General features: G+C 39.3%; 20 protein-coding genes and 2 tRNA genes. 20 read left to right on the forward strand and 2 right to left on the reverse strand.

What is annotated here, in order from left to right; genetic code table 11:
- The first annotated feature begins 12 nt into the window (after positions 1-12).
- The 9 genes from ACNARN_RS06780 to ybgE all read left to right on the forward strand — a co-directional run bounded on the left by ACNARN_RS06780 (position 13) and on the right by ybgE (position 11832).
- Positions 13-729: a succinate dehydrogenase iron-sulfur subunit gene (locus ACNARN_RS06780; protein WP_006537662.1), complete on the forward strand. Its 717-nt coding sequence runs from the start codon at positions 13-15 to the stop codon at positions 727-729.
- Between the two features lie 244 nt (positions 730-973).
- Positions 974-3778 carry a 2-oxoglutarate dehydrogenase E1 component gene (gene sucA / locus ACNARN_RS06785; RefSeq protein ID WP_109373950.1) on the forward strand — a complete coding sequence of 935 codons (2805 nt, stop codon included), beginning with the start codon at positions 974-976 and terminating at the stop codon, positions 3776-3778.
- 13 nt (positions 3779-3791) lie between these two features.
- Complete coding sequence (gene odhB, locus ACNARN_RS06790) at positions 3792-4997, forward strand: 2-oxoglutarate dehydrogenase complex dihydrolipoyllysine-residue succinyltransferase (protein WP_023581185.1); 1206 nt, start codon at positions 3792-3794, stop codon at positions 4995-4997.
- Positions 4998-5158: 161 nt separating this feature from the next.
- Complete coding sequence (gene sucC / locus ACNARN_RS06795; protein ID WP_075671649.1) at positions 5159-6325, forward strand: ADP-forming succinate--CoA ligase subunit beta; 1167 nt, start codon at positions 5159-5161, stop codon at positions 6323-6325.
- Positions 6325-7194, forward strand: a complete 870-nt coding sequence (sucD, locus tag ACNARN_RS06800) for a succinate--CoA ligase subunit alpha (RefSeq protein ID WP_006537657.1) — start codon at positions 6325-6327, stop codon at positions 7192-7194. The genes sucC and sucD overlap by 1 nt, the downstream gene beginning before the upstream one ends.
- 1487 nt (positions 7195-8681) lie before the next feature.
- Positions 8682-10250, forward strand: a complete 1569-nt coding sequence (cydA, locus tag ACNARN_RS06805) for a cytochrome ubiquinol oxidase subunit I (protein ID WP_109373951.1) — start codon at positions 8682-8684, stop codon at positions 10248-10250.
- 14 nt (positions 10251-10264) lie between these two features.
- On the forward strand, positions 10265-11422 hold the full coding sequence (gene cydB, locus ACNARN_RS06810; protein ID WP_088493410.1) for a cytochrome d ubiquinol oxidase subunit II: 1158 nt from the start codon (positions 10265-10267) through the stop codon (positions 11420-11422).
- Positions 11423-11434: 12 nt separating this feature from the next.
- On the forward strand, positions 11435-11548 hold the full coding sequence (gene cydX / locus ACNARN_RS06815; RefSeq protein ID WP_099075922.1) for a cytochrome bd-I oxidase subunit CydX: 114 nt from the start codon (positions 11435-11437) through the stop codon (positions 11546-11548).
- On the forward strand, positions 11548-11832 hold the full coding sequence (ybgE, locus tag ACNARN_RS06820) for a cyd operon protein YbgE (RefSeq protein ID WP_075672722.1): 285 nt from the start codon (positions 11548-11550) through the stop codon (positions 11830-11832). The genes cydX and ybgE overlap by 1 nt, the downstream gene beginning before the upstream one ends.
- Before the next feature lie 91 nt (positions 11833-11923).
- Here the strand turns inward: ybgE and ACNARN_RS06825 are convergent, their stop codons facing one another.
- The gene (locus ACNARN_RS06825) at positions 11924-12811 is read right to left on the reverse strand and encodes a LysR family transcriptional regulator (protein WP_416304268.1); all 888 of its coding nucleotides are present in this window, start codon (positions 12809-12811) and stop codon (positions 11924-11926) included.
- Between the two features lie 89 nt (positions 12812-12900).
- On the opposite strand from ACNARN_RS06825, the gene ACNARN_RS06830 reads away from it, so the two are divergent.
- The 11 genes from ACNARN_RS06830 to ACNARN_RS06880 all read left to right on the forward strand — a co-directional run bounded on the left by ACNARN_RS06830 (position 12901) and on the right by ACNARN_RS06880 (position 20696).
- Positions 12901-14271 (forward strand): MFS transporter, encoded by a 1371-nt coding sequence (locus ACNARN_RS06830; RefSeq protein WP_416304269.1) that lies wholly within the window; start codon positions 12901-12903, stop codon positions 14269-14271.
- Entirely contained in the window at positions 14261-14668 is a 408-nt protein-coding gene (locus ACNARN_RS06835) for a DUF4440 domain-containing protein (protein ID WP_416304270.1), read from the forward strand. Before ACNARN_RS06830 ends, ACNARN_RS06835 begins: the two co-directional genes overlap by 11 nt.
- A 310-nt stretch (positions 14669-14978) precedes the next feature.
- Complete coding sequence (gene ybgC / locus ACNARN_RS06840) at positions 14979-15374, forward strand: tol-pal system-associated acyl-CoA thioesterase (protein ID WP_109373956.1); 396 nt, start codon at positions 14979-14981, stop codon at positions 15372-15374.
- Entirely contained in the window at positions 15374-16060 is a 687-nt protein-coding gene (gene tolQ, locus ACNARN_RS06845; protein ID WP_198626126.1) for a Tol-Pal system protein TolQ, read from the forward strand. The genes ybgC and tolQ overlap by 1 nt, the downstream gene beginning before the upstream one ends.
- 22 nt (positions 16061-16082) lie before the next feature.
- Positions 16083-16508: a colicin uptake protein TolR gene (tolR, locus tag ACNARN_RS06850; protein ID WP_109373958.1), complete on the forward strand. Its 426-nt coding sequence runs from the start codon at positions 16083-16085 to the stop codon at positions 16506-16508.
- Positions 16509-16536: 28 nt separating this feature from the next.
- Positions 16537-17604 carry a cell envelope integrity protein TolA gene (gene tolA, locus ACNARN_RS06855; RefSeq protein WP_198620417.1) on the forward strand — a complete coding sequence of 356 codons (1068 nt, stop codon included), beginning with the start codon at positions 16537-16539 and terminating at the stop codon, positions 17602-17604.
- A 142-nt stretch (positions 17605-17746) separates the two neighbouring features.
- On the forward strand, positions 17747-19042 hold the full coding sequence (tolB, locus tag ACNARN_RS06860; RefSeq protein WP_109373960.1) for a Tol-Pal system beta propeller repeat protein TolB: 1296 nt from the start codon (positions 17747-17749) through the stop codon (positions 19040-19042).
- Positions 19043-19087: 45 nt separating this feature from the next.
- A complete protein-coding gene (gene pal, locus ACNARN_RS06865; protein WP_416304271.1) occupies positions 19088-19582 on the forward strand; it encodes a peptidoglycan-associated lipoprotein Pal in 495 nt (164 codons plus the stop codon).
- 9 nt (positions 19583-19591) lie between these two features.
- On the forward strand, positions 19592-20359 hold the full coding sequence (ybgF, locus tag ACNARN_RS06870) for a tol-pal system protein YbgF (protein ID WP_100159460.1): 768 nt from the start codon (positions 19592-19594) through the stop codon (positions 20357-20359).
- Positions 20360-20513: 154 nt separating this feature from the next.
- Positions 20514-20589 (forward strand) — tRNA-Lys (locus ACNARN_RS06875).
- A 31-nt stretch (positions 20590-20620) separates the two neighbouring features.
- Positions 20621-20696: transfer RNA gene (locus tag ACNARN_RS06880), tRNA-Lys, on the forward strand.
- A 168-nt stretch (positions 20697-20864) separates the two neighbouring features.
- Here the strand turns inward: ACNARN_RS06880 and ACNARN_RS06885 are convergent.
- The gene (locus tag ACNARN_RS06885) at positions 20865-21749 is read right to left on the reverse strand and encodes an aminoglycoside 6-adenylyltransferase (protein WP_198620418.1); all 885 of its coding nucleotides are present in this window, start codon (positions 21747-21749) and stop codon (positions 20865-20867) included.
- Between the last annotated feature and the right edge of the window lie 208 nt (positions 21750-21957).

The following is a 21957-nucleotide window of genomic DNA, read 5'->3' on the forward strand; positions in this document are numbered from 1 at the left end:
GGAGACTTAAATATGAAACTTGAATTTTCGATTTATCGTTACAATCCCGACGTTGATAATGCGCCGCATATGCAAGATTACACCCTCGAAGTTCCTGAAGGGCGTGACATGATGCTGTTGGATGCATTAATTCAATTAAAGGAAAAAGATCCTACCTTATCGTTCCGTCGCTCTTGTCGTGAAGGTGTTTGCGGCTCTGATGGCGTGAACATGAATGGTAAAAATGGTTTGGCTTGTATCACACCTATTTCATCTTTACAGAAAGGAAGTAAGAAAATTGTGATCAGACCGTTACCCGGTTTACCAGTAATTCGTGATTTAATAGTGGATATGACTCAGTTCTATACACAGTATGAGAAAATTCGCCCGTATTTAATTAATAATGGCAAAAATCCTCCTGCTCGTGAGAACTTACAGTCACCAGAACAGCGTGAAAAGCTTGATGGACTTTATGATTGTATCCTTTGTGCTTGTTGTTCAACCTCTTGCCCGTCATTCTGGTGGAATCCAGATAAGTTTATCGGACCTGCTGGATTGTTAGCGGCTTATCGTTTCTTGATTGATAGTCGTGATACAGAAACTGAATCTCGTCTTGATGATCTTAACGATGCGTTCAGTGTGTTCCGTTGTCATGGCATCATGAACTGTGTCAGCGTATGTCCTAAAGGACTTAATCCAACAAAAGCGATTGGTCATATTAAGTCAATGTTGTTAAAACGTAGTGCATAAAATAATAACCGCCCTAAAATAGTTAGGGCGGTTAATGGAAAAACTAAATTAGACGTTTGCGGTAAAAATAGTAAGGCACCTTTAAACACTGAAGACAGTGCTTAAAGGTTCCTTGAGAGCTAAAGCTCCATATTTAAAGAACCTGCGAGATAGCGGGTCATAAGAGAACCTTGCAATCGACACCGTTTAATCACGGTATTAGTTATCCACGGCGAACTAAAGCTGTATAGCTTAAGGGATCATAATGCAGAACGGCGCAATGAAGGACTGGCTAGAATCAACTTTTCTAGCAGGAGAGAATCAGTCTTACATAGAAGATATCTATGAAGATTACCTAACTGACCCAAACTCTGTTGACGAAAGTTGGAGAGAGATTTTTCAACAACTGCCCGCAAGTCAAGGCATAGAACAGTCGCATTCTCAAACCCGCGACTACTTCAGACGCCTCGCAAAAGAATCCACTCGATATCATACCTCGGTAAGCGATCCGGCAATGGACTCAAAACAAGTTAAAGTTTTGCAGCTCATCAATGCCTTCCGTTTTCGTGGTCACCAAAACGCTAATCTCGACCCACTTGGTTTATGGAAACAAGAATCTGTTCCAGATTTAGATCCCGCTTTCCATAATCTAACTAAAGAAGACTTTGAAGAAACTTTCAACGTCGGTTCTTTTGCTATCGGCAAAGAAACGATGAAATTAGGTGATTTATATGAAGCACTGAAACGCATTTACTGTGGTTCAATCGGTGCTGAATATATGCATATCACTAATACTGAAGAAAAACGCTGGCTACAACAACGTTTAGAATCAGTGAATGTTGCAGACCAATTCACTAAAGAAGAAAAGTTACGCTTCCTGACAGAGCTAACAGCAGCTGAAGGCTTAGAGCGCTATTTAGGCGCGAAATTCCCAGGTGCAAAACGCTTCTCTTTAGAAGGTGGTGATGCATTAGTTCCGATGTTAAAAGATTTAATTCGCCATGCAGGCAAACAAGACACTCGTGAAGTGGTTCTTGGTATGGCGCACCGTGGACGTTTAAACGTTCTGGTTAATATCCTAGGTAAAAAACCGGCTGATTTATTTGATGAATTTGCGGGTATTCATAAAGAGCATTTGGGAACAGGTGATGTTAAATATCACCAAGGTTTCTCGTCTGATTTTGCGACTGAAGGAGCGCAAGTTCACCTTGCATTAGCCTTTAACCCGTCTCACTTAGAGATTGTTAGCCCTGTTGTTATCGGTTCTGTTCGTGCTCGTCGTGATCGTTTAGATGAAGCGCGTAGCAATATGGTTCTTCCTATCACTATTCATGGTGATGCTGCTGTGACTGGTCAAGGTGTTGTGCAAGAAACCCTGAACATGTCTCAAGCGCGTGGCTATGAAGTAGGCGGTACAGTTCGTATTGTTATCAATAACCAAGTTGGTTTTACGACTTCAAATCCAAAAGATGCCCGTTCAACACAATACTGTACTGATATTGTGAAAATGGTTCAGGCACCAATTTTCCACGTTAATGCAGATGATCCTGAAGCAGTCGCTTTTGTAACTCGCTTAGCATTGGATTTCCGTAATACCTTTAAACGCGATGTGATGATTGATCTCGTTTGTTACCGTCGTCATGGTCACAACGAAGCTGATGAGCCAAATGCGACTCAGCCTCTGATGTATCAAAAAATCAAAAAACATCCAACTCCACGTAAAATTTATGCGGATAAACTGGTTGCACAATCATTGCTTGATGCCAATGATGTGACTGAACTGGTTAATCTCTATCGCGATGCGCTGGATCGTGGTGATTGTGTTGTTGAAGAATACCGCCCAATGGGTCTGCATTCTTACACATGGGAACCGTATTTAAATCACGAATGGAATGAAGAGTATCCACATAAAGTAGAGAAAACGCGTTTACAAGATTTAGCGCGCCGTGTGAGTACCGTTCCTTCAGAAATCGTGATGCAGTCTCGTGTTGAGAAAATTTATGCTGACCGTGCTGTTATGGCAGAAGGTGAGAAACTACTCGACTGGGGTGCAGCAGAAACATTAGCGTATGCGACTTTAGTTGACCAAGGTATCACCATTCGTCTTTCTGGTGAAGATGCGGGACGTGGTACATTCTTCCATCGTCATGCCGTTATTCATAATCAAACAAATGGCTCTGTTTATGTACCATTAGCCAATGTTCATAATGCTCAAGGACAATTTAATGTCTGGGACTCTGTATTAACAGAAGAAGCAGTACTTGCATTTGAATATGGCTATGCCACAACGGAGCCTCGTGGTTTAACGATTTGGGAAGCACAATTTGGTGACTTCGCAAACGTTGCTCAAGTGGTTATCGACCAATTTATTAGCTCTGGTGAGCAAAAATGGGGTCGTATGTGTGGTTTAGTCATGCTGTTACCACATGGTTATGAAGGCCAAGGTCCTGAGCACTCCTCTGCACGTTTAGAACGTTATCTGCAACTGTGTGCAGAACAAAATATGCAGGTTTGTGTGCCATCAACTCCGGCTCAGGTTTACCATATGTTACGCCGTCAAGCGTTACGTGGTATGCGTCGCCCACTTATCGTAATGTCACCAAAATCACTGTTACGTCATCCATTAGCGGTTTCTGCATTGGATGAATTAGCAAATGGTAAATTCTTACCTGTCATTGGTGAAATTGATGATTTAAAACCTGCTGATGTGAAACGTGTTGTGATGTGTTCCGGTAAGGTTTACTACGATTTATTAGAACAGCGTCGTGCTAATGAGCAAAACAACGTTGCCATTATTCGTATTGAACAACTGTATCCATTCCCTCACGAAGATATTGCGCAAATTCTCGCACCTTATGCTCATGTAAAAGAGTTTATTTGGTGTCAAGAAGAGCCTCTGAATCAAGGTGCTTGGTACTGTAGTCAGCATAACTTCCGTGATGCTATTCCTACAGGCGCAACATTACGTTATGCAGGACGTCCTGCATCAGCCTCTCCAGCAGTTGGTTATACCTCTGTTCATCAGGAGCAACAAAAAGCTCTGGTTGAAGATGCACTGAAAGTTGAATAAATAAGGATAGAAAATGAGTAGTGTAGATATTCTAGTACCGGATCTCCCTGAATCAGTTGCTGACGCATCAGTCGCAACTTGGCATAAAAAACCTGGTGATAGCATTCAACGCGATGAAGTGCTGGTTGAAATCGAAACAGATAAAGTTGTTTTAGAAGTCCCTGCAAGTGAAGCAGGTGTTTTAGAAAGTATTCTTGAAGAAGAAGGCGCTACTGTTGGTTCACGCCAATTACTAGGCCGTATTCGTTTAGGTGATAGCACTGGCATTCCTGCTGATGTGAAACCTGCTCAAGATAGCACTCCAGCACAGCGTCAAAGTGCTGATATTGCTGAAAAAGGCAATAATGATGCCTTAAGTCCAACAGCGCGTCGCTTAGTGGCTGAACATGATATTAACCCTGCTGATGTGAAAGGTAGTGGTGTGGGTGGACGTTTAACTCGTCAAGATATCGAAGGTCATGTTGCGAATAAATCAACGGCACAACCGGTAGCAGAAGTTCCTCAAGCACTGTTATCTCACCGTAGCGAAAAACGTGTACCAATGACACGTTTACGTAAACGTGTAGCAGAGCGCTTGTTAGAAGCGAAAAATACCACTGCAATGTTGACAACGTTTAACGAAATCAACATGCAACCAATCAAAGATTTGCGTGCCCAGTATGGTGAAGCATTCGAAAAACGCCACGGTGTACGTTTAGGCTTTATGTCTTTCTATATTAAAGCGGTTGTTGAAGCACTGAAACGCTATCCAGAAGTCAATGCTTCTATCGATGGTACTGATGTGGTTTATCACAACTACTTCGATATCAGTATTGCAGTATCAACACCGCGTGGTCTGGTAACACCAGTATTACGTGATGCGGATGCAATGAGCATGGCGGATATTGAGAAAAACATCAAAGCGTTAGCGGTAAAAGGCCGTGACGGTAAGTTAACTGTTGAAGACTTAACAGGTGGTAACTTCACTATCACAAATGGCGGTGTTTTCGGTTCATTAATGTCAACTCCAATTATCAACCCACCACAAAGTGCCATTTTAGGGATGCATGCAATTAAAGATCGCCCAATGGCAGTAGATGGTCAGGTTGTTATTCTACCAATGATGTATCTGGCTCTGTCTTATGACCACCGTTTAATTGATGGTCGTGAGTCTGTCGGTTTCTTAGTAACCGTTAAAGAGATGCTAGAAGATCCAGCTCGTTTATTACTGGATGTATAGGTAATAAATATCGCTTTTAGGCAGGAGATGCTCCTCCTGCCTACTTAGCAACAGACACAAGCATCAAAGAAGTACAGTGTGTTCGTGAAGCCAGATTTCTCTGGCTTATAGTCAAAAAAATAAGAAAGCCCGACTTTCAACAAGATTATGGATAGAACATCATGAATTTACACGAGTATCAGGCAAAACAGCTTTTCACACGGTATGGATTACCAGCACCTGCTGGTTTCGCCTGCTCCACGCCGCGCGAGGCAGAAGAAGCTGCATCAAAAATCGGTCAGGGCCCTTGGGTCGTGAAATGTCAGGTTCACGCGGGTGGACGTGGTAAAGCGGGCGGCGTAAAAGTCGTTAAATCTAAAGAAGAGATCCGCGCATTTGCTGAACAATGGTTAGGCAAACGTTTAGTCACTTATCAAACAGACGCTAATGGTCAGCCTGTTACACAGATTTTAGTTGAAGCTGCAACTGATATTGCTAAAGAGCTTTATCTTGGAGCGGTTGTTGACCGTGGTACCCGTCGCGTTGTCTTTATGGCCTCAACAGAAGGCGGCGTTGAAATTGAGAAAGTGGCAGAAGAAACGCCAGAACTTATTCATCGCGCCATTATTGATCCACTGACAGGCCCTATGCCTTATCAGGGAAGAGAATTAGCATTTAAACTGGGTTTAAAAGGCAAGCAAGTTAGTCAATTTGCTAAAATCTTTATGGGATTAGCCTCTATTTTCTTAGAGCGCGACCTTGCTTTAATCGAAATTAACCCACTGGTTATTACTAAAGAAGACGATCTGATTTGTCTTGATGGTAAATTAGGCGTAGATAGCAACGCGTTGTATCGTCAACCAGAAATGCGTGAAATGCACGATCCTTCACAAGAAGATCCTCGTGAAGCACAAGCTGCACAATGGGAACTGAACTACGTTGCATTAGATGGCAACATTGGCTGTATGGTCAATGGTGCTGGTTTAGCGATGGGGACAATGGATATCGTTAAACTCCACGGTGGCGAGCCTGCAAACTTCCTCGATGTAGGTGGTGGTGCAACAAAAGAGCGCGTAACTGAAGCATTTAAGATTATTTTGTCAGATGAAAATGTCAGTGCTGTATTAGTCAACATTTTCGGCGGTATTGTTCGTTGTGACTTAATCGCAGACGGTATTATTGGCGCAGTTGAAGAAGTTGGCGTTAATGTTCCTGTGGTTGTTCGTCTTGAAGGAAACAATGCAGAGTTAGGCACCAAGAAATTAGCGGATAGTGGATTAAATATTATCGCTGCTAAAAGCTTAACTGATGCCGCGAAACAAGTTGTTGCAGCAGCGGAGGCAAAATAATGTCTATTTTAATCGATAAGAATACCAAAGTAATTTGCCAAGGCTTCACGGGTAGCCAAGGAACATTCCACTCTGAGCAAGCTATTGCTTATGGTACGCAAATGGTCGGTGGTGTAACACCAGGTAAAGGCGGTACTACGCACTTAGGTTTACCTGTATTTAATACAGTACGTGAAGCTGTTGAAGCAACAGGTGCAACTGCGACAGTTATCTATGTACCCGCACCATTTTGTAAAGATTCAATCTTAGAAGCGATTGATGCAGGCATCAAACTAATTATCACTATTACTGAAGGTATTCCTACGCTGGATATGCTGACTGTTAAAGTTAAATTAGATGAAGCTGGCGTACGTATGATTGGCCCTAACTGCCCGGGTGTTATCACGCCAGGTGAATGTAAGATTGGTATTATGCCAGGACACATCCACTTACCAGGCAAAGTAGGTATTGTATCTCGCTCAGGTACATTAACTTATGAAGCGGTTAAGCAAACAACGGACGTTGGCTTAGGCCAATCAACCTGTGTTGGTATTGGTGGCGACCCAATTCCGGGTTCTAACTTTATTGATATTCTGAAGCTATTCCAAGAAGATCCACAAACTGAAGCGATTGTGATGATCGGTGAAATTGGGGGCACCGCAGAAGAAGAAGCGGCTGCTTATATCAAAGATCACGTCACTAAGCCGGTTGTTGGCTATATCGCTGGTGTAACAGCGCCTAAAGGTAAACGTATGGGACATGCTGGTGCCATTATTGCTGGTGGTAAAGGCACCGCGGACGAGAAATTTGCTGCCCTAGAAGCTGCTGGTGTTAAAACAGTTCGTAGCTTAGCGGATATCGGCGAAGCAATTAAATCACTGATCAAGTAAGTAACAATTCTGTTAATAATTTCAGATTGATACTATTTTAAATGCCAGTTTTCTAAAAAGAAGCTGGCATTTTTTATTTCTAGTTTCATTTAATAGTCATACCAATAGCTGATATTGTAATTAACACATCAATATCCTACCTAAATTTACGCTAATAAATTGTTTTATATTGTTTTTTTCTTAAATTGATCTGTATTCAAAACATCATTTTTCTATTTATTTACTTTCTTGTAGAGCCTAAAAATAATGATATAAACCATAAATAAGTCTCCTGAATTGTTAAAAATAATATTTTAAATACGTGTTTTGAGTGAAAAAGAGTGTCGTTAGAAAAAATGAACACTTGTTTCATGTTGTTTTCAATATAGATGCTTCTATAAATATCGTAATAACTAGCTTTAATTTTATACAAGGATCATGCTGTAAGACTGATTTTTGCTAAGAAAATAGACTTTTAAACATGTTAATGAATGCGTGGGGAAGAGGGGAAGGTAAGTTCTTTGATAGGAAAAAATACCTTTTTATTATGATAAAACATCAAAATGACGATTAAAGATGAATTATGACCTTCTTACCGTTATAAAAATTGATAATAAGACGTTCGTGAGGATCTCGAAAAGCACCCCATTTAGATAAGAGAATATAGTAAAAGAGTTTTTGTGTTTTTGCTCATTCCATTCAATAAATAACTTATTTTTATTGGATATCTGATTGATTTTTATTGATATTTATTTTTATTGATAATAACGGATTCGTGCTTTATCAATTAAATACACATTTATTGCACTTCGTTTATTTAGAATAAAAAAGAAACTAAAAAAGAAATAACATTAGGAATGGATAATCAAGATCAGATTTTTTATATATCTTTATTAGATAAAATAATTAAGAGTATTTTTTTTATATTTACATTTTTGTAAATTTCAACTTATTAATTAATAGATTATTTTTTTAAAATATTTATTATTTACCTGCAAAAAAATGAAATTGATATTAAAATTAATAAAACACAATTAAAAGTGTTTATTTTTAAGTCTTTTATGAAAATAAAAAGTTAATTTTTTTATGGAAAATATAAGGAGGTAAATTACACTTAAAAATAAAAACAACATTGCATTAACATAATGGTAACTATTGGGTAATTTATTCGCAACTAGTTAACATTAAAGTGTTTTTTTGATGTGGGTCAAGTTATTAATTGTGGCAAAAATTTCTGAATATGCTTAAATTGGCACACGATCAAATATGCTGTTACAAACCTAAAAGTCGTATTGTTGACCTAAGCTCAGAATTCAAATCTGGGTCACGCAAAATATATTTATTATATGTAAATATAAGCGTACTATTTGTAAGGTATTGTGTTTTTGGTCTTTAATATTCGTTGTTGTTTTTAGAGGCATTTATTGCTGGTAGTTATGAGGCTTTATAATTTAATAAAGTCGGGTTGCCGCAAGTCGGTGTCTTCCTGCTAGGAGCAAGGAGTCAAGATGTTTGATATTGTCGAACTGTCACGGTTACAGTTTGCCTTAACAGCAATGTATCACTTCCTGTTTGTCCCATTAACGCTGGGTATGGCGTTTATGCTGGCAATCATGGAAACGATATATGTTCTGTCGGGTAAACAAGTTTACAAAGATATGACAAAGTTCTGGGGTAAGTTATTTGGTATTAACTTTGCTCTGGGTGTCGCAACTGGGTTGACCATGGAGTTCCAATTTGGTACTAACTGGTCATATTTCTCTCATTACGTCGGTGATATCTTCGGTGCGCCTTTAGCAATCGAAGGTTTAATGGCGTTCTTCTTAGAATCAACTTTCGTCGGATTGTTCTTCTTTGGCTGGGATCGCTTAGGTAAGAAGCAGCACTTGATGGTAACTTGGTTAGTTGCTTTCGGTTCTAACTTCTCTGCACTGTGGATCCTTGTTGCGAATGGTTGGATGCAAAACCCTGTCGCTGCAGACTTCAACTTTGAAACCATGCGAATGGAAATGTTGAGTTTTGCTGATCTGGTTTTAAACCCTGTCGCTCAAGTTAAATTTGTTCACACCGTTGCTGCTGGTTACTGTACTGGTGCATTCTTTGTTCTGGGTATCAGCTCTTACTACTTGCTCAAAGGTCGTGATATCGGTTTTGCAAAACGTTCTTTCGCAGTTGCTGCTACTTTTGGTATCGCAGCTGTATTATCTGTTATCGTACTGGGTGATGAATCTGGTTACGAAATGGGTGACGTACAGAAAACCAAACTGGCTGCAATTGAAGGTGAATGGCATACAGAAGCCGCTCCAGCTGCATTTAATCTGATTGCATTCCCTAATCAAGAAAAAATGGAAAACTCGTTTGCATTACAAATCCCTTATGTGATGGGTATTATTGCAACGCGTTCTTTCGATACACCAGTATTAGGTCTTAATGATCTGATGAGTCAACACGAAGTTCGTATTCGTAATGGTATGAAAGCTTACGAATTATTAAGTGAATTGCGTTCAGGTAATACTGATCCTGCTATTCGTGCTGCCTTTAATGACGCTAAACAAGACTTAGGCTACGGTTTATTACTGAAGCGTTATACTGATAAAGTTGTTGATGCAACAGAAGAGCAAATCAAATCTGCTGCAAAAGACACTATTCCTAATGTCGCACCACTGTTTTGGTCATTCCGTATCATGGTTGCCGCAGGCTTCCTGATGTTACTGGTTGTTGCGATTTCCTTCTGGACAGTTCTGTCTAACCGTATTGGTAACTATAAATGGTTACTGCGTGCTGCTCTGTTAAGTATTCCATTACCATGGATTGCAGTTGAAGCAGGTTGGTTTGTTGCAGAATATGGACGTCAACCGTGGGCAATTGGTGAAATCCTTCCTACGGCTGTAGCAACTTCTTCACTGACACAGGCTGATATCCTTGTATCTATGGGTCTTATCTGTGGTCTGTACACATTATTCCTAGTTGCTGAAATGTTCCTGATGTTCAAATTTGGTCGCCTTGGGCCGAGTAGCCTGAAGACGGGTCGCTATCACTTTGAACAGAAGAACGCATCTTCTGCACAAAGTAAGTAACACAGGAGTCCACTATGTTTGATTATGAAGTATTGCGATTTGTTTGGTGGCTACTGATTGGTATCTTACTGATTGGCTTTGCAGTCACTGATGGTTTTGATATGGGTGTGGGTGTGTTACTACGCGTGATCGCTAAAGATGACACTGAACGCCGTATTTTAATTAACTCTGTTGCTCCTCACTGGGATGGTAACCAAGTATGGTTAATCACAGCGGGTGGTGCATTATTCGCTGCATGGCCAATGGTTTATGCTGCGGCATTCTCTGGTTTCTATTTCGGTATGATCTTCGTACTGGCGGCATTATTCTTCCGTCCAGTCGGTTTTGACTACCGCTCTAAACTGGAATCTCCAAAATGGCGCGGCATGTGGGATTGGGGTATCTTTATTGGTAGCTTCGTTCCACCATTAGTTATCGGTGTCGCTTTTGGTAACCTGCTACAAGGTGTTCCATTAGAAGTCGATAGTATGCAACGTGTATCTTATAACGGTACGACTAACGCCCTGATTAACCTGTTAAGCCTATTAAACCCATACGGTTTATTAGCGGGTGTGGTTAGCTTAATGATGATTGTTGCACACGGTGCAAGCTATCTTCAAATGCGTACTACTGGTGAGTTACATGAGCGTACTCGTAAAACAACGTATATTACCTCATTAATTACGTTTATCGCATTCGCATTAGCAGGTGTGTGGTTAATCTATGGTATTGATGGCTTTATTATTACAAGTGCTATTGATACAGCAGGTCCATCATCTCCACTGCTGAAAACCGTTTCTCACGAAGCGGGTGCTTGGATGACTAACTACAACAACTATCCAGTATTATGGGCGCTGCCTGCATTAGGTCTGTTATCTCCATTACTGGCGATTGTTGCAACTAAAGCAAACAAAGGTGGTTGGGCATTCCTGTTCACTTCACTGACTATTGCTTGTGTTATCCTGACTTGTGGTGTGACTATGTTCCCATTTGTGATGCCTTCAAGCACTTTCCCAGATGTGAGCTTAACAATGTGGGATGCAACTTCTAGCCTGTTTACTCTTCAGGTAATGACAGTTGTTGCGATTATCTTTGTACCTATCGTTCTCCTTTACACCATTTGGTGTTACTGGAAAATGCACGGTCGCCTCGATAAGAAATTTATCGAAGGCAATAATCATACTCTTTACTAAGGAGCATAGAGAATGTGGTATTTTGCATGGATCCTCGGCACACTCTTCGCTTGTAGTATTGCGGTGATCGCAGGACTGGCTTTCGAACACGCTGAAGCTAAAAAAACTTCAGAAAGTGAAGAATAATGTTGGATAAAAGCTACCAACTACTAGACAAGGGCCCTATTAGGGCTCTTGTTTTAATCATGGCGTTGGTCATGGCATTTTGTGTCATGTGGGATCCTAGCCGATTTGCAGCGAACACAAGTTCACTTGCAATTTGGCAAGGTATTCTTCTTATTTGGTCTGTGTGTGCTGGTGCAACTTTTGGTCTAGCATTTCGTCCTAAACATGTTGTTGCAAAATGTTTATTACATCCAATCCCTGCAATTATTATTTTAGTTGTTGGGTTAAGTTACTTTTTCTTCTAAAAAAATACCTTATTTCTGCTCATAATATGAAAAAGAAATAAGGTATTTTATTTTCTATAAAACCGCGCTAAATTCTTTCATCCCCGTGTTTCTATAATTGAATATTCTCTTTTAAGTAATCAATAAATAAACGTGTTTTTCTTGGGATGTATTCGCTATAAGGAAAAATAATATTAACGGATTGTGTTAATAGCGATAGTTCAGGAAATAGCACTACTAATTGATTTTCCAATAATTCTTGATGAATATACCAATGTGGTAAAATAGCCATTCCTGAATGCGCTAGTACCATTTTCTTTAATGCAGCAATAGTATTTGTTTCGAAGCAGGAATCTTGAGCTAATTGAGAGAGAAGGGTATTGAATTCTGAAGAGGCTGAAAGCTTACTTTGGCGCAAATTACTATTTGCTAAATAAGGAATAGTGTTCAAGTCATTAATGGTTTTTATTGAGAACTTTTGCAACAAATAAGGTGAGATAACTAAACTTATCTCATAATCCGCCAGTTTTGTAGAGCGATAATTACTGTCTTTTAATGTGCCAAGACGAATGGCAAGATCAAGTTTATGGTTTATTAAATCCTCAATAGAAGAATTAAACGCATATTGTACTTTTAGCTTTGGGTGCAACTGCATAAATTGATTAAGTAATGGCAAAATATAGTGTTCACCAAATTCAGCCGTTGAGCTTAATCTCAACGATCCCTGTAATTCTTGTTGTCCTAATCGCGCCTTATCTAAAGTTTGTTCTAACTGATTTAACACTTGGCGAAAATCTTGATAAAGCATTTCACCAGTTTCAGTTAGTGAAAATCGCCGCGTATTACGATTGAGTAATGACACATCTAATTCTGTTTCTAACGCTTTGATATGAATACTCACCATCGATTTACTTAAACGCAAGTATTTTGCCGCTTGAGTAAATGATCCCGTATCAACAACAGCAATAAAAGAGCGAATTCGATCAATTTGATTTTGCATGATTGTTTACTCTGATTAAACAATAAATTCTATTTTGTCAGATAGACGAAATTCGTCAATCTTCCGTACTCTATGCGTGGAGGATTTTTATGACTTACCGCTATCGAATTGCATCTATATTTCTGCTGGGCTTCTTTATAGATTGCATTAACATTTTTATGTCAGCAATTGCATTACCTGCAATTGCCGATGATATGCAGATCTCTATTGTTTCTGTTACATGGGTTTCAAATAGTTATATTCTGGGATTAACATTAATTATTCCATTGAGTCACTGGTTATCTCAACGTTTTGGAATTAAAGCATTGATGGTAACGTCAATGTTGATGTTTAGTTTATCGGTCGCATTAGTGGGATATTCTCACTCTTTCATCGAACTTATTTTTTGGCGCTTTATTCAAGGTGTGAGTGGTGGACTGTTAATCCCAATAGGGCAAGCATTAACTTTTCAATATTTTCAAGGGCATGAGAGAAGTAAAATATCAACGCTTATTATGGCGATAGCGCTGATTGCACCTGCAATATCACCCACACTGGGTGGATTTATTGTTGATGTGGTTTCGTGGCGTTGGGTTTTTTATAGCAATATTCCATTTTCATTGATAACCGCGTTTCTAGCCTTTATCTGGGTAAAAGAGCCTTTACCTAAAGAAAATGTAATGCCTGATATTAAAGGTATCATTCTTATTAGTTTGATTATTGTATCTGGATTGTTTGCGTTATCTGCATATGGTGAATATCACTCAACATTACTTGCTTTAGTGATTGCCGTACTTTCAACAATTTTTGCTGTACTTTATTATTACCATTATCGACGCCATTCATCGCCGGTTATTAATCTAGCATTATTAAAAAATAGAAATCTATCGCTCACTATTTTTATTTACTACTGTATTCCAGGTGTTTTTACTGGAGTGAATATCCTCGCTATTTTTTATTTACAACAATATTTAAAATTTACAGCTCAAGGCACGGGTATTTTTATGTTGTTGTATGCACTGGGTGCCTTTATTTCAATGATAATAAGTGGTGCACTTTATAATAAATTAGGTATGAAATGCTTATTTATTATTGCATTGCTATTACACAGTATTGGTATCTCCTTATTAACCTTTGTAAATAGCAATACAGATATTCCATTACTTATTATTGCATATCTAATTATCGGAGTGGGTGGGGGAATTGGCGCAAACACGGCGCAAACCACAGCATTGTATGACTTTAGTGCAAAAAAATTAGTTCAAGCAAGTGTTATTTGGAATATTAACCGACAAGTTGTTTTTAGTGTTGGGGCAACTATGGTTGCTATGTTATTTAATATTTTTTCTCTTTTTTGTTTACCACAAACTGCTTATAGCATGACTTTTTTAATATGCGCCTTGATAGGCATATTACCTCTTACTTTATTACTTACACTAAAGACAAAAGTTATTACACAGGAAATACAAGATGAATTCTAATAGTGATTTAATTATAGAAAGCATTAAATCTTTGCATGATGAGATTGAAACTGTTTTTACGCAATATCCACTACCAGTTGCTGCTATTACAAAAATAGAAAATCTTTTATCTCAAGAGTTTTCAATGGTTGGGATCAGCGGAAAAGCGGTGAGTTATGATGACGTTATTGCGATGTTCAGACAAAATGCAGGAAAAAGAAGTAGTCTGAAAATAAAAACGGATAGTTATAAAATAATTTACCAATCAGATTGTTTGGCGCTTGTCAGATATCAAGAAACACATAGTGAAAATAAGAAAATTCTTATGCGCGAGTCTGTGGTGTTATTAAGACGCAATTCTCATGATGGGAGTTGGCAATGGCACTATCTTCATGAAACCCCAATCTCAAATAATTAATTGATTTATATGGAAAACTGGTTTTTTAACTGGTTTTTTTCTGTCATTAAAAATAATACTACTAAATTAGACAATCTATGAATTTCTAATTAGCAAGCATTTTTATGCTGTCTTAATAAAAATATTTTTTCTATTCAGAGCACAAAGCATATTGCGTGTTGCAAAGAAGAGTTTATGATTGGCGCCTGAAAACTGCGTTTTCTATTCTTTACGTTACTACGATTCCCTTAGAGCGACCGCTTAAGTATAGTTAGGTAACCTATAGCTACATTATTTATGGACTTAACTCGGGAAATGTAAGGAAGGTACTATGCAGTTTCTTTGGCCTGTTCGTGTTTATTATGAAGATACTGATGCTGGTGGTGTTGTTTATCACGCCAGTTATCTGAAATATTTTGAACGCGCTAGAACTGAACTACTCAGAGAAAAAGGTTTTCATCAACATGATTTACGGGAGTATAATCATGTTGTATTTGTTGTACGTAAATTATCAATAGAATATATTGCGCCAGCTCGACTTGATAATCTTTTGCAAGTAGAAAGTGAAATTACCACATTGCGTGGTGCTTCGATGACATTTTCTCAAAAAATTATTAATGAAGATGGTTGTGTATTGTGCAGCGCAGAAGTGCTCGTTGTCTGCGTAGATTCATCAAAAATGAAGCCAGTAGCGCTTCCTAAGTCCATTATCGCGGAGTTTAAGTAGTGGCTGACATGAATGTTATCGATCTCTTCCTAAAAGCAGGGCTTTTAGTCAAGTTGATCATGTTGCTTTTAATCGGATTTTCTATTGCATCTTGGGCGATTATTATTCAGCGAACTAAAGTTCTGAATGCCGCCGATCGTGAAGTTGCAGATTTTGAAGATAAATTCTGGTCAGGTACTGATTTGGCACGTTTATATAAAGATAGCCAAGCTCGTCGTGATGAATTATCTGGCTCAGAGCAAATTTTTCATTCTGGCTTTAAAGAATTTGCCCGTTTGCATCAAGCAAACGTTCATGCTCCTGATGCGGTTGTTAATGGTGCATCAAGGGCTATGCGTGTTTCTTTCAATCGTGAATTAGAATCTTTAGAGAATAATATTCCTTTCCTTGGTACTGTCGGTTCTATCAGCCCATATATTGGTCTGTTCGGTACAGTCTGGGGGATTATGCACGCATTTATTGCATTAGGTAGTGTTAAACAAGCAACATTACAAATGGTCGCACCCGGCATTGCTGAAGCTCTGATTGCAACAGCTATCGGTTTATTTGCGGCAATCCCCGCAGTTATGGCTTATAACCGGTTTACGCAGCGTGTAAATAAACTGGAACAAAGTTACGATAACTTTATGGAAGAGTTCCTGACGATTTTACATCGCCAAGCTTTTACCTCCGCAGAAAAGAAATAGTTAACGCAGAAGGAGAGAGCTGATGGCACGGGGTCGCAGTAGCCGCCGAGGCGTAAAATCAGAGATTAACATTGTTCCTTTGCTCGACGTATTATTAGTGCTGTTACTTATTTTTATGGCAACAGCACCTATTATCTCGCAAAGTGTTGAGGTTGATCTTCCTGAAGCAACAGAGACACAAACTGTTTCAAGTAACGATAACCCTCCTGTAATTGTTGAAGTTGCAGGTGTTGGGCAATACAACATTCGTGTTGATCAGGAAGTGTTAGAATTATTACCACAAGAACAGATTATGGCTGAAGCTAAACGACAACTGGAAAAAAATCCGAAAGTTGTCTTTCTTATTGGCGGTGCTAAAGATGTTCCTTATGATGAGATAATTAAAGCGCTCAACATGTTACGTCAAGCAGGTGTTAAGTCTGTAGGTTTAATGACTCAGCCTATGTAATTAGGTTGAAATAAGTTTGGATGATAGCGTGGGAAAGAAGACGAAACCAACCCGAAGTAAATTGAGCGGTTCAGTTATCTTGTCTACCGCCTTGCATTTACTCGTTGTCGCATTGCTTATCTGGGGGTCATTAACTCAGAAATGGGATTTAGGTGGTGGCGGTGGATCTGATGGACAAGTTATTGATGCTATTATGGTTGATCCTAATGCGGTGGTACAACAGTATAACCAGCAAAAAGCGCAACAAGCTAACGTCCAAAAAGCCGAGCAAGAGCGAAAAGAGCGTGCTGAGCAACAAGAAGAAGAGTTGCGTCAGCAGCAAATGAAAGAACAAGAACGTTTGAAAACGTTAGAAGTTGAACGTTTACAAGCGAAAGAAGCGGCAGAAGCTCAAAAACGTGAATCTGCATTAGCTGCCGCTAAAGCAAAAGAAGAACAAAAAGTTGCAGAAGAAGCGGCTGCACAAGCGAAAGCAGAGCGCGATCGCATCTTAAAAGAACAAGCTGATGCTAAAAAACAAGCTGAGGCAGAAGCCAAGAAACAAGCAGAATTAGCCGCGAAACAAAAAGCGGAAGAGGCGAAGGCTAAAGCAGAAGCCGATGCTAAAGCCAAAGCTGAAGCGGATGCAAAAGCCAAAGCAGAAGCCGATGCTAAAGCAAAGGCTGCCGCAGAAGCGAAAGCTAAAGCAGCGGCAGAAGCCAAAGCAAAAGCGGCAGCTCAACAGCAAAGTAAAACAGTAAATAATTTACTTGATGGTTTAGTGGCTGATGGTAGCAAACAAAGCGGTGCATCAGCAGCAGGCCAAGGCGGTGGAAATCGTACTGGCGCAAATGGTGAAGGTGTAGATCGCTATAAAGGCCAACTGAAAATTGCAATAGAACAGAAGTTTATTGATCCTGAATTATACAAAGGTAAAACTTGTGAGCTAAGAATTAGCATTGCACCTGATGGGATGCTAATTAATGCGAAGATTGCAGGTGGCGATCCTGCATTATGCCAAGTGGCATTAAGAGCGGCGAATACAGCTACACTACCGAAGCCACCGAAAGATGTTTATGAACAAGTAAAATCATCAGTAATTGAGTTTAAACCATAAAACTGTCTGATTGTAGGAAAACATACACTAATTTATAGCTATTTTAGAATGTTATTGATGCGTTGTATGGTGTTGTTGAAAAGCGTTTGTTACTATTCTGTGCGTTATTGCGTAATAACCGCAATAATAAAAGGGAGACATGATGAAGCAGGCATTAAATGTTATTTTCGGGCTTTTGATTTTATGCGTAACCACTCTGGCTAACGCTGAAGTTCGAATTGAAATTACACAAGGGGTAAATACTGCACGCCCTATTGGTGTTGTTCCTTTTAAATGGGAAGGCACAGGTCAAATGCCAGAAGATGTTGCTGGTATAATTGCGGCTGATTTACGAAATAGCGGAAAATTTAATCCGATTGATGTGTCTCGTATACCTCAACAACCAGTTACTGCTTCTGAAGTCCAACCTGCACTTTGGACGGCATTAGGTATTGACTCTGTTGTCGTAGGACGTGTGCAACCATCAGCGGATGGCCAATATTTAGTGAGCTATCAGTTAGTTGATGTTGCTGGCTCTCCAGGTGCGGTTTTATCTCAAAGCGAGTTTAAAGTTCCATCTAAATGGTTACGTTACTCTGCACATACCGCTAGTGATGAAGTTTTTGAAAAACTGACGGGTATTCGTGGTGCATTCCGTACACGTATTGCTTATGTTGTTGTGACAAATGGTGGCGCATATCCTTATGAATTGCGCGTTTCAGATTATGATGGATTTAACCAAGATCGTGTTTATCGTTCATCACAGCCATTAATGTCACCAGCATGGTCACCAGATGGTGCTAAACTTGCATATGTAACCTTTGAAAGTGGTCAATCTGCTTTAGTGGTACAAACATTAGCAACAGGTGAGATTCGCCAAATTGCATCATTCCCAAGACATAATGGTGCACCTTCGTTTTCACCTGATGGCTCTAAACTTGCATTTGCTCTTTCTAAAAGCGGTAGCTTAAATCTGTATGTTATGGATTTAGCAAGTGGGAATATGACACAGGTAACCAATGGTAGAAGTAATAATACTGAGCCATCTTGGATGCCAGATGGGCAGACTTTGGTCTATACTTCAGATCAAGGTGGAAACCCTCAAATTTATAAGGTTAATATTAACGGAGGAACACCAGAGCGTATTACTTGGGAAGGTAGACAAAACCAAAACCCAGCAGTAAGCCCAGACGGTAGTTTCTTAGTTATGGTAAGTTCTGCAAGCGGTAGGCAACATATCGCTAAGCAGGATCTAGAAACTAATTCTGTACAATATCTAACAGATACGTTTCTGGATGAAACGCCAAGCATCGCTCCTAATGGCACAATGGTTATTTATAGCTCTACACAAGGCTTAGGCACCATTTTGCAGCTAGTATCGACAGATGGACGTTTCAAAGCGCGTCTTCCGGCGACTGACGGTCAGGTTAAATCACCTGCCTGGTCACCGTTTATGTGATGCATAAAAATTATGTATGGCAAACAAATAAAGGAACAAATAGAGATGCAATTAAACAAAGTGTTTAAAGGGTTGATGTTAGCATTACCACTCGTTGCTGTTGCAGCATGTAGCTCAAACAAAAACGACGATCAAACTGATACAAACAATGTACCAGTTGTTGAACAAGGTCCTACTGCTGAAGAATTAGCACGTCAGCAATTAGAACAACTGAAACAACAAAACATCGTTTACTTCGGTTTTGACAAATATGACATTAGCTCAGACTACGCTAGCCTGTTAGATGCACACGCAGCATTCCTGCGTTCAAATCCATCAGTACGTATCACTGTAGAAGGTCATGCTGACGAACGCGGTACTCCAGAATACAACATCGCTCTGGGCGAACGTCGTGCAAACGCTGTGAAAATGTACCTGCAAGGTAAAGGCGTATCTGCTGATCAACTGTCAATCGTTTCTTACGGTAAAGAAAAACCAGCTGTACTGGGTCATGACGAAGCCGCTTATGCGAAAAACCGTCGTGCAGTACTGGATTACTAAGAGAACGGCATGAACAACAGTAACTTCAGACCTTTCTTGATGAGTCTGTTGTTACTGGTTGGCGTAGCGGCTCCTGTAGCCGCTATTGCCCAAGCGCCAATCAGTAATATCGGTTCAGGTTCGACCGATGAACGACTCGCCCAACTTGAGCGTTTTTCAAATGCTCACAGCCAGCTTTTGACCCAATTACAGCAACAACTCGCTGATTCTCAGCGTGATATTGATATGTTACGTGGTCAAATTCAGGAAAATCAATATCAGTTAAATCAAGTTGTTGAACGCCAACGCAACATCTATCAACAATTAGATAGCCTTGGTGGCGGAGCTTCAACATCAACAGAAGCCACTCAACCTGATAATACTGCTTCTTCAACACCTCCTGCGGCAACTAATTCAGGACAAGGTGATGAGAAGGCCGATTATAATGCAGCAATTGATATCGTATTGAATTCTAAAGATTACGATAAGGCAATTGTTGAATTAAACAACTTTATCAATAACTATCCGAAGTCTAGCTATCAATCAAATGCACAATTTTGGTTGGGTCAGATGTATTATCTAAAAGGTAATAAGGATCAGGCTGCAAGCACATTTGCTATTGTTGTTAAAAACTATCCAAAATCTCAAAAAGCAAGTGAAGCCTTTTATAAAATAGGTTTGATCATGCAAGAGAAAGGGCAAAAGGATAATGCTAAAGCTGTTTACCAACAAGTGATTAAGCAATATCCAAATAGCGCTGGCGCTAAATTAGCGCAAAAGCAGCTAGGAACACTCTAATTATTGACCCCGTAATGTAAAATGTTGCATTTTCGGGGTTAAATGATTGTTTTTTCAGCGGTTGAATGTTTTTTTGAAAAAAAACATTGCACAAAAACATTAAATCAGTATTATTACCCGCCGTTGCCACAGAGAATGTGGCGAGTTCGAAAAAGGGTCGTTAGCTCAGTCGGTAGAGCAGTTGACTTTTAATCAATTGGTCGGGCGTTCGAATCGCCCACGACCCACCATTTTCGAACATCAATCCGTTTTTATTGAAATGGGTCGTTAGTTCAGTCGGTAGAGCAGTTGACTTTTAATCAATTGGTCGGGCGTTCGAATCGCCCACGACCCACCATTTCAATCCCTTCTCCGTATATCTATCATTCCCTAAACAGAACAGTAAACAAACTCTTAGCTATTTTTCTATTTTTTGATAATGCAGTGCATTGTTTTATTAAACAATGAAGATAGTTTTCTCAAAATTGAAAAAACTACCTTGCTTTAATTAACAATCACATTGAAATCAGTAATGACAAACAATCGATGATGTAATCTGGGTGTATTCATTTTCAGTCAAAAATTCATTGTCAATTAGCCAATTACTGACAAGTTCTTGCGTTTTTATCGCAGTATCAATTGGGTGATTTAGCTGTTTTGAAGCATCAAGAAAAAATGCCATCATCACAGAAAGGGCGGCGGCGGCTTCATAAGGGGTACTCATTGCAAGTGTACTTTCTAATGAACGTAATGAATAAAACTTAGGTAGCCACTCTTTTAGGTTTTTTCCTTGATACCACACATCTTGTGTTGATGTTTGTAATGCAACTTGTTCAAGTAAGGCTATCAACCATTCACGCATATCATTCATGCGATAATTAGCAAACCAAAACTCATGGCGTAGAATGGCTACAGCGACTTGTGTGGCTTCAAACCAGAATTCTTGAGCATTACTGTAAGCTTCCTCTTTTGAAAGCATAGGAGGCGTTATAACGCTAATTTCAGGAAGCCCGTCACATAAACCTGTTTTATCAAGTAGGATTTGATATCCACGCTGGTAAACTGGGCTGAGCCCTTCACTTTTCATGTTAAAAATACGTTCAGGCTCTGCCATCATGATATCCATTTTGCGACCTTGAGCTAAAACATGTAAATAAATAGGCCAAAGCTTACCTTTAGGATCTTCACACTCTAATTGTAAGTTAACAAGGTCATCACCAAATTGTGATAACCAATGTCGGTTTTTTGCGAGTTCAGTCGCACCATGACCGATAAGCTCTATATCAATATCAGAATAACTGTCTATCTTTTTATTGCGGCCTAATGATCCTGTTAGTACTACAGCTTCAATTCTAGGATCAAGGAGGGCAAAAGATAGTATGTGATCGATTAAACGTGTTGTTGGCTCCATATTTCTCTCTAGTAAGTAAAACGTATAAAGTTATTTGTCGTTTTTATTGTTTAAAAAGTGAATCAGAATAATTTGTTTAGTATATAAAACATTTATTTGTTATTTTTATTAACTAGCAACATAATATTTAGTATCAAAAACACAGTACTATTATAAATATGAATTTATAATATATCTTTACTACTTTGCAAAGATGTCGCAATAACCC

It is taken from the genome of Proteus sp. TSJ240517, assembly GCF_047921575.1.
Taxonomy (GTDB): Bacteria; Pseudomonadota; Gammaproteobacteria; order Enterobacterales; family Enterobacteriaceae; genus Proteus.

Excerpts from the sequence above, each read along its gene's own strand:
- sucA (WP_109373950.1), top strand. The coding sequence starts at position 974 with ATGCAGAACGGCGCAATGAAGGACTGGCTAGAATCAACTTTTCTAGCA.
- ybgC (WP_109373956.1), top strand. The coding sequence starts at position 14,979 with ATGCAGTTTCTTTGGCCTGTTCGTGTTTATTATGAAGATACTGATGCT.
- cydB (WP_088493410.1), top strand. The coding sequence starts at position 10,265 with ATGTTTGATTATGAAGTATTGCGATTTGTTTGGTGGCTACTGATTGGT.
- tolB (WP_109373960.1), top strand. The coding sequence starts at position 17,747 with ATGAAGCAGGCATTAAATGTTATTTTCGGGCTTTTGATTTTATGCGTA.
- pal (WP_416304271.1), top strand. The coding sequence starts at position 19,088 with ATGCAATTAAACAAAGTGTTTAAAGGGTTGATGTTAGCATTACCACTC.
- odhB (WP_023581185.1), top strand. The coding sequence starts at position 3,792 with ATGAGTAGTGTAGATATTCTAGTACCGGATCTCCCTGAATCAGTTGCT.
- sucC (WP_075671649.1), top strand. The coding sequence starts at position 5,159 with ATGAATTTACACGAGTATCAGGCAAAACAGCTTTTCACACGGTATGGA.
- ACNARN_RS06825 (WP_416304268.1), bottom strand. The coding sequence starts at position 12,811 with ATGCAAAATCAAATTGATCGAATTCGCTCTTTTATTGCTGTTGTTGAT.
- ACNARN_RS06835 (WP_416304270.1), top strand. The coding sequence starts at position 14,261 with ATGAATTCTAATAGTGATTTAATTATAGAAAGCATTAAATCTTTGCAT.
- cydX (WP_099075922.1), top strand. The coding sequence starts at position 11,435 with ATGTGGTATTTTGCATGGATCCTCGGCACACTCTTCGCTTGTAGTATT.
- ACNARN_RS06780 (WP_006537662.1), top strand. The coding sequence starts at position 13 with ATGAAACTTGAATTTTCGATTTATCGTTACAATCCCGACGTTGATAAT.
- ybgF (WP_100159460.1), top strand. The coding sequence starts at position 19,592 with ATGAACAACAGTAACTTCAGACCTTTCTTGATGAGTCTGTTGTTACTG.
- ACNARN_RS06830 (WP_416304269.1), top strand. The coding sequence starts at position 12,901 with ATGACTTACCGCTATCGAATTGCATCTATATTTCTGCTGGGCTTCTTT.
- sucD (WP_006537657.1), top strand. The coding sequence starts at position 6,325 with ATGTCTATTTTAATCGATAAGAATACCAAAGTAATTTGCCAAGGCTTC.
- tolR (WP_109373958.1), top strand. The coding sequence starts at position 16,083 with ATGGCACGGGGTCGCAGTAGCCGCCGAGGCGTAAAATCAGAGATTAAC.
- ybgE (WP_075672722.1), top strand. The coding sequence starts at position 11,548 with ATGTTGGATAAAAGCTACCAACTACTAGACAAGGGCCCTATTAGGGCT.
- ACNARN_RS06885 (WP_198620418.1), bottom strand. The coding sequence starts at position 21,749 with ATGGAGCCAACAACACGTTTAATCGATCACATACTATCTTTTGCCCTC.
- cydA (WP_109373951.1), top strand. The coding sequence starts at position 8,682 with ATGTTTGATATTGTCGAACTGTCACGGTTACAGTTTGCCTTAACAGCA.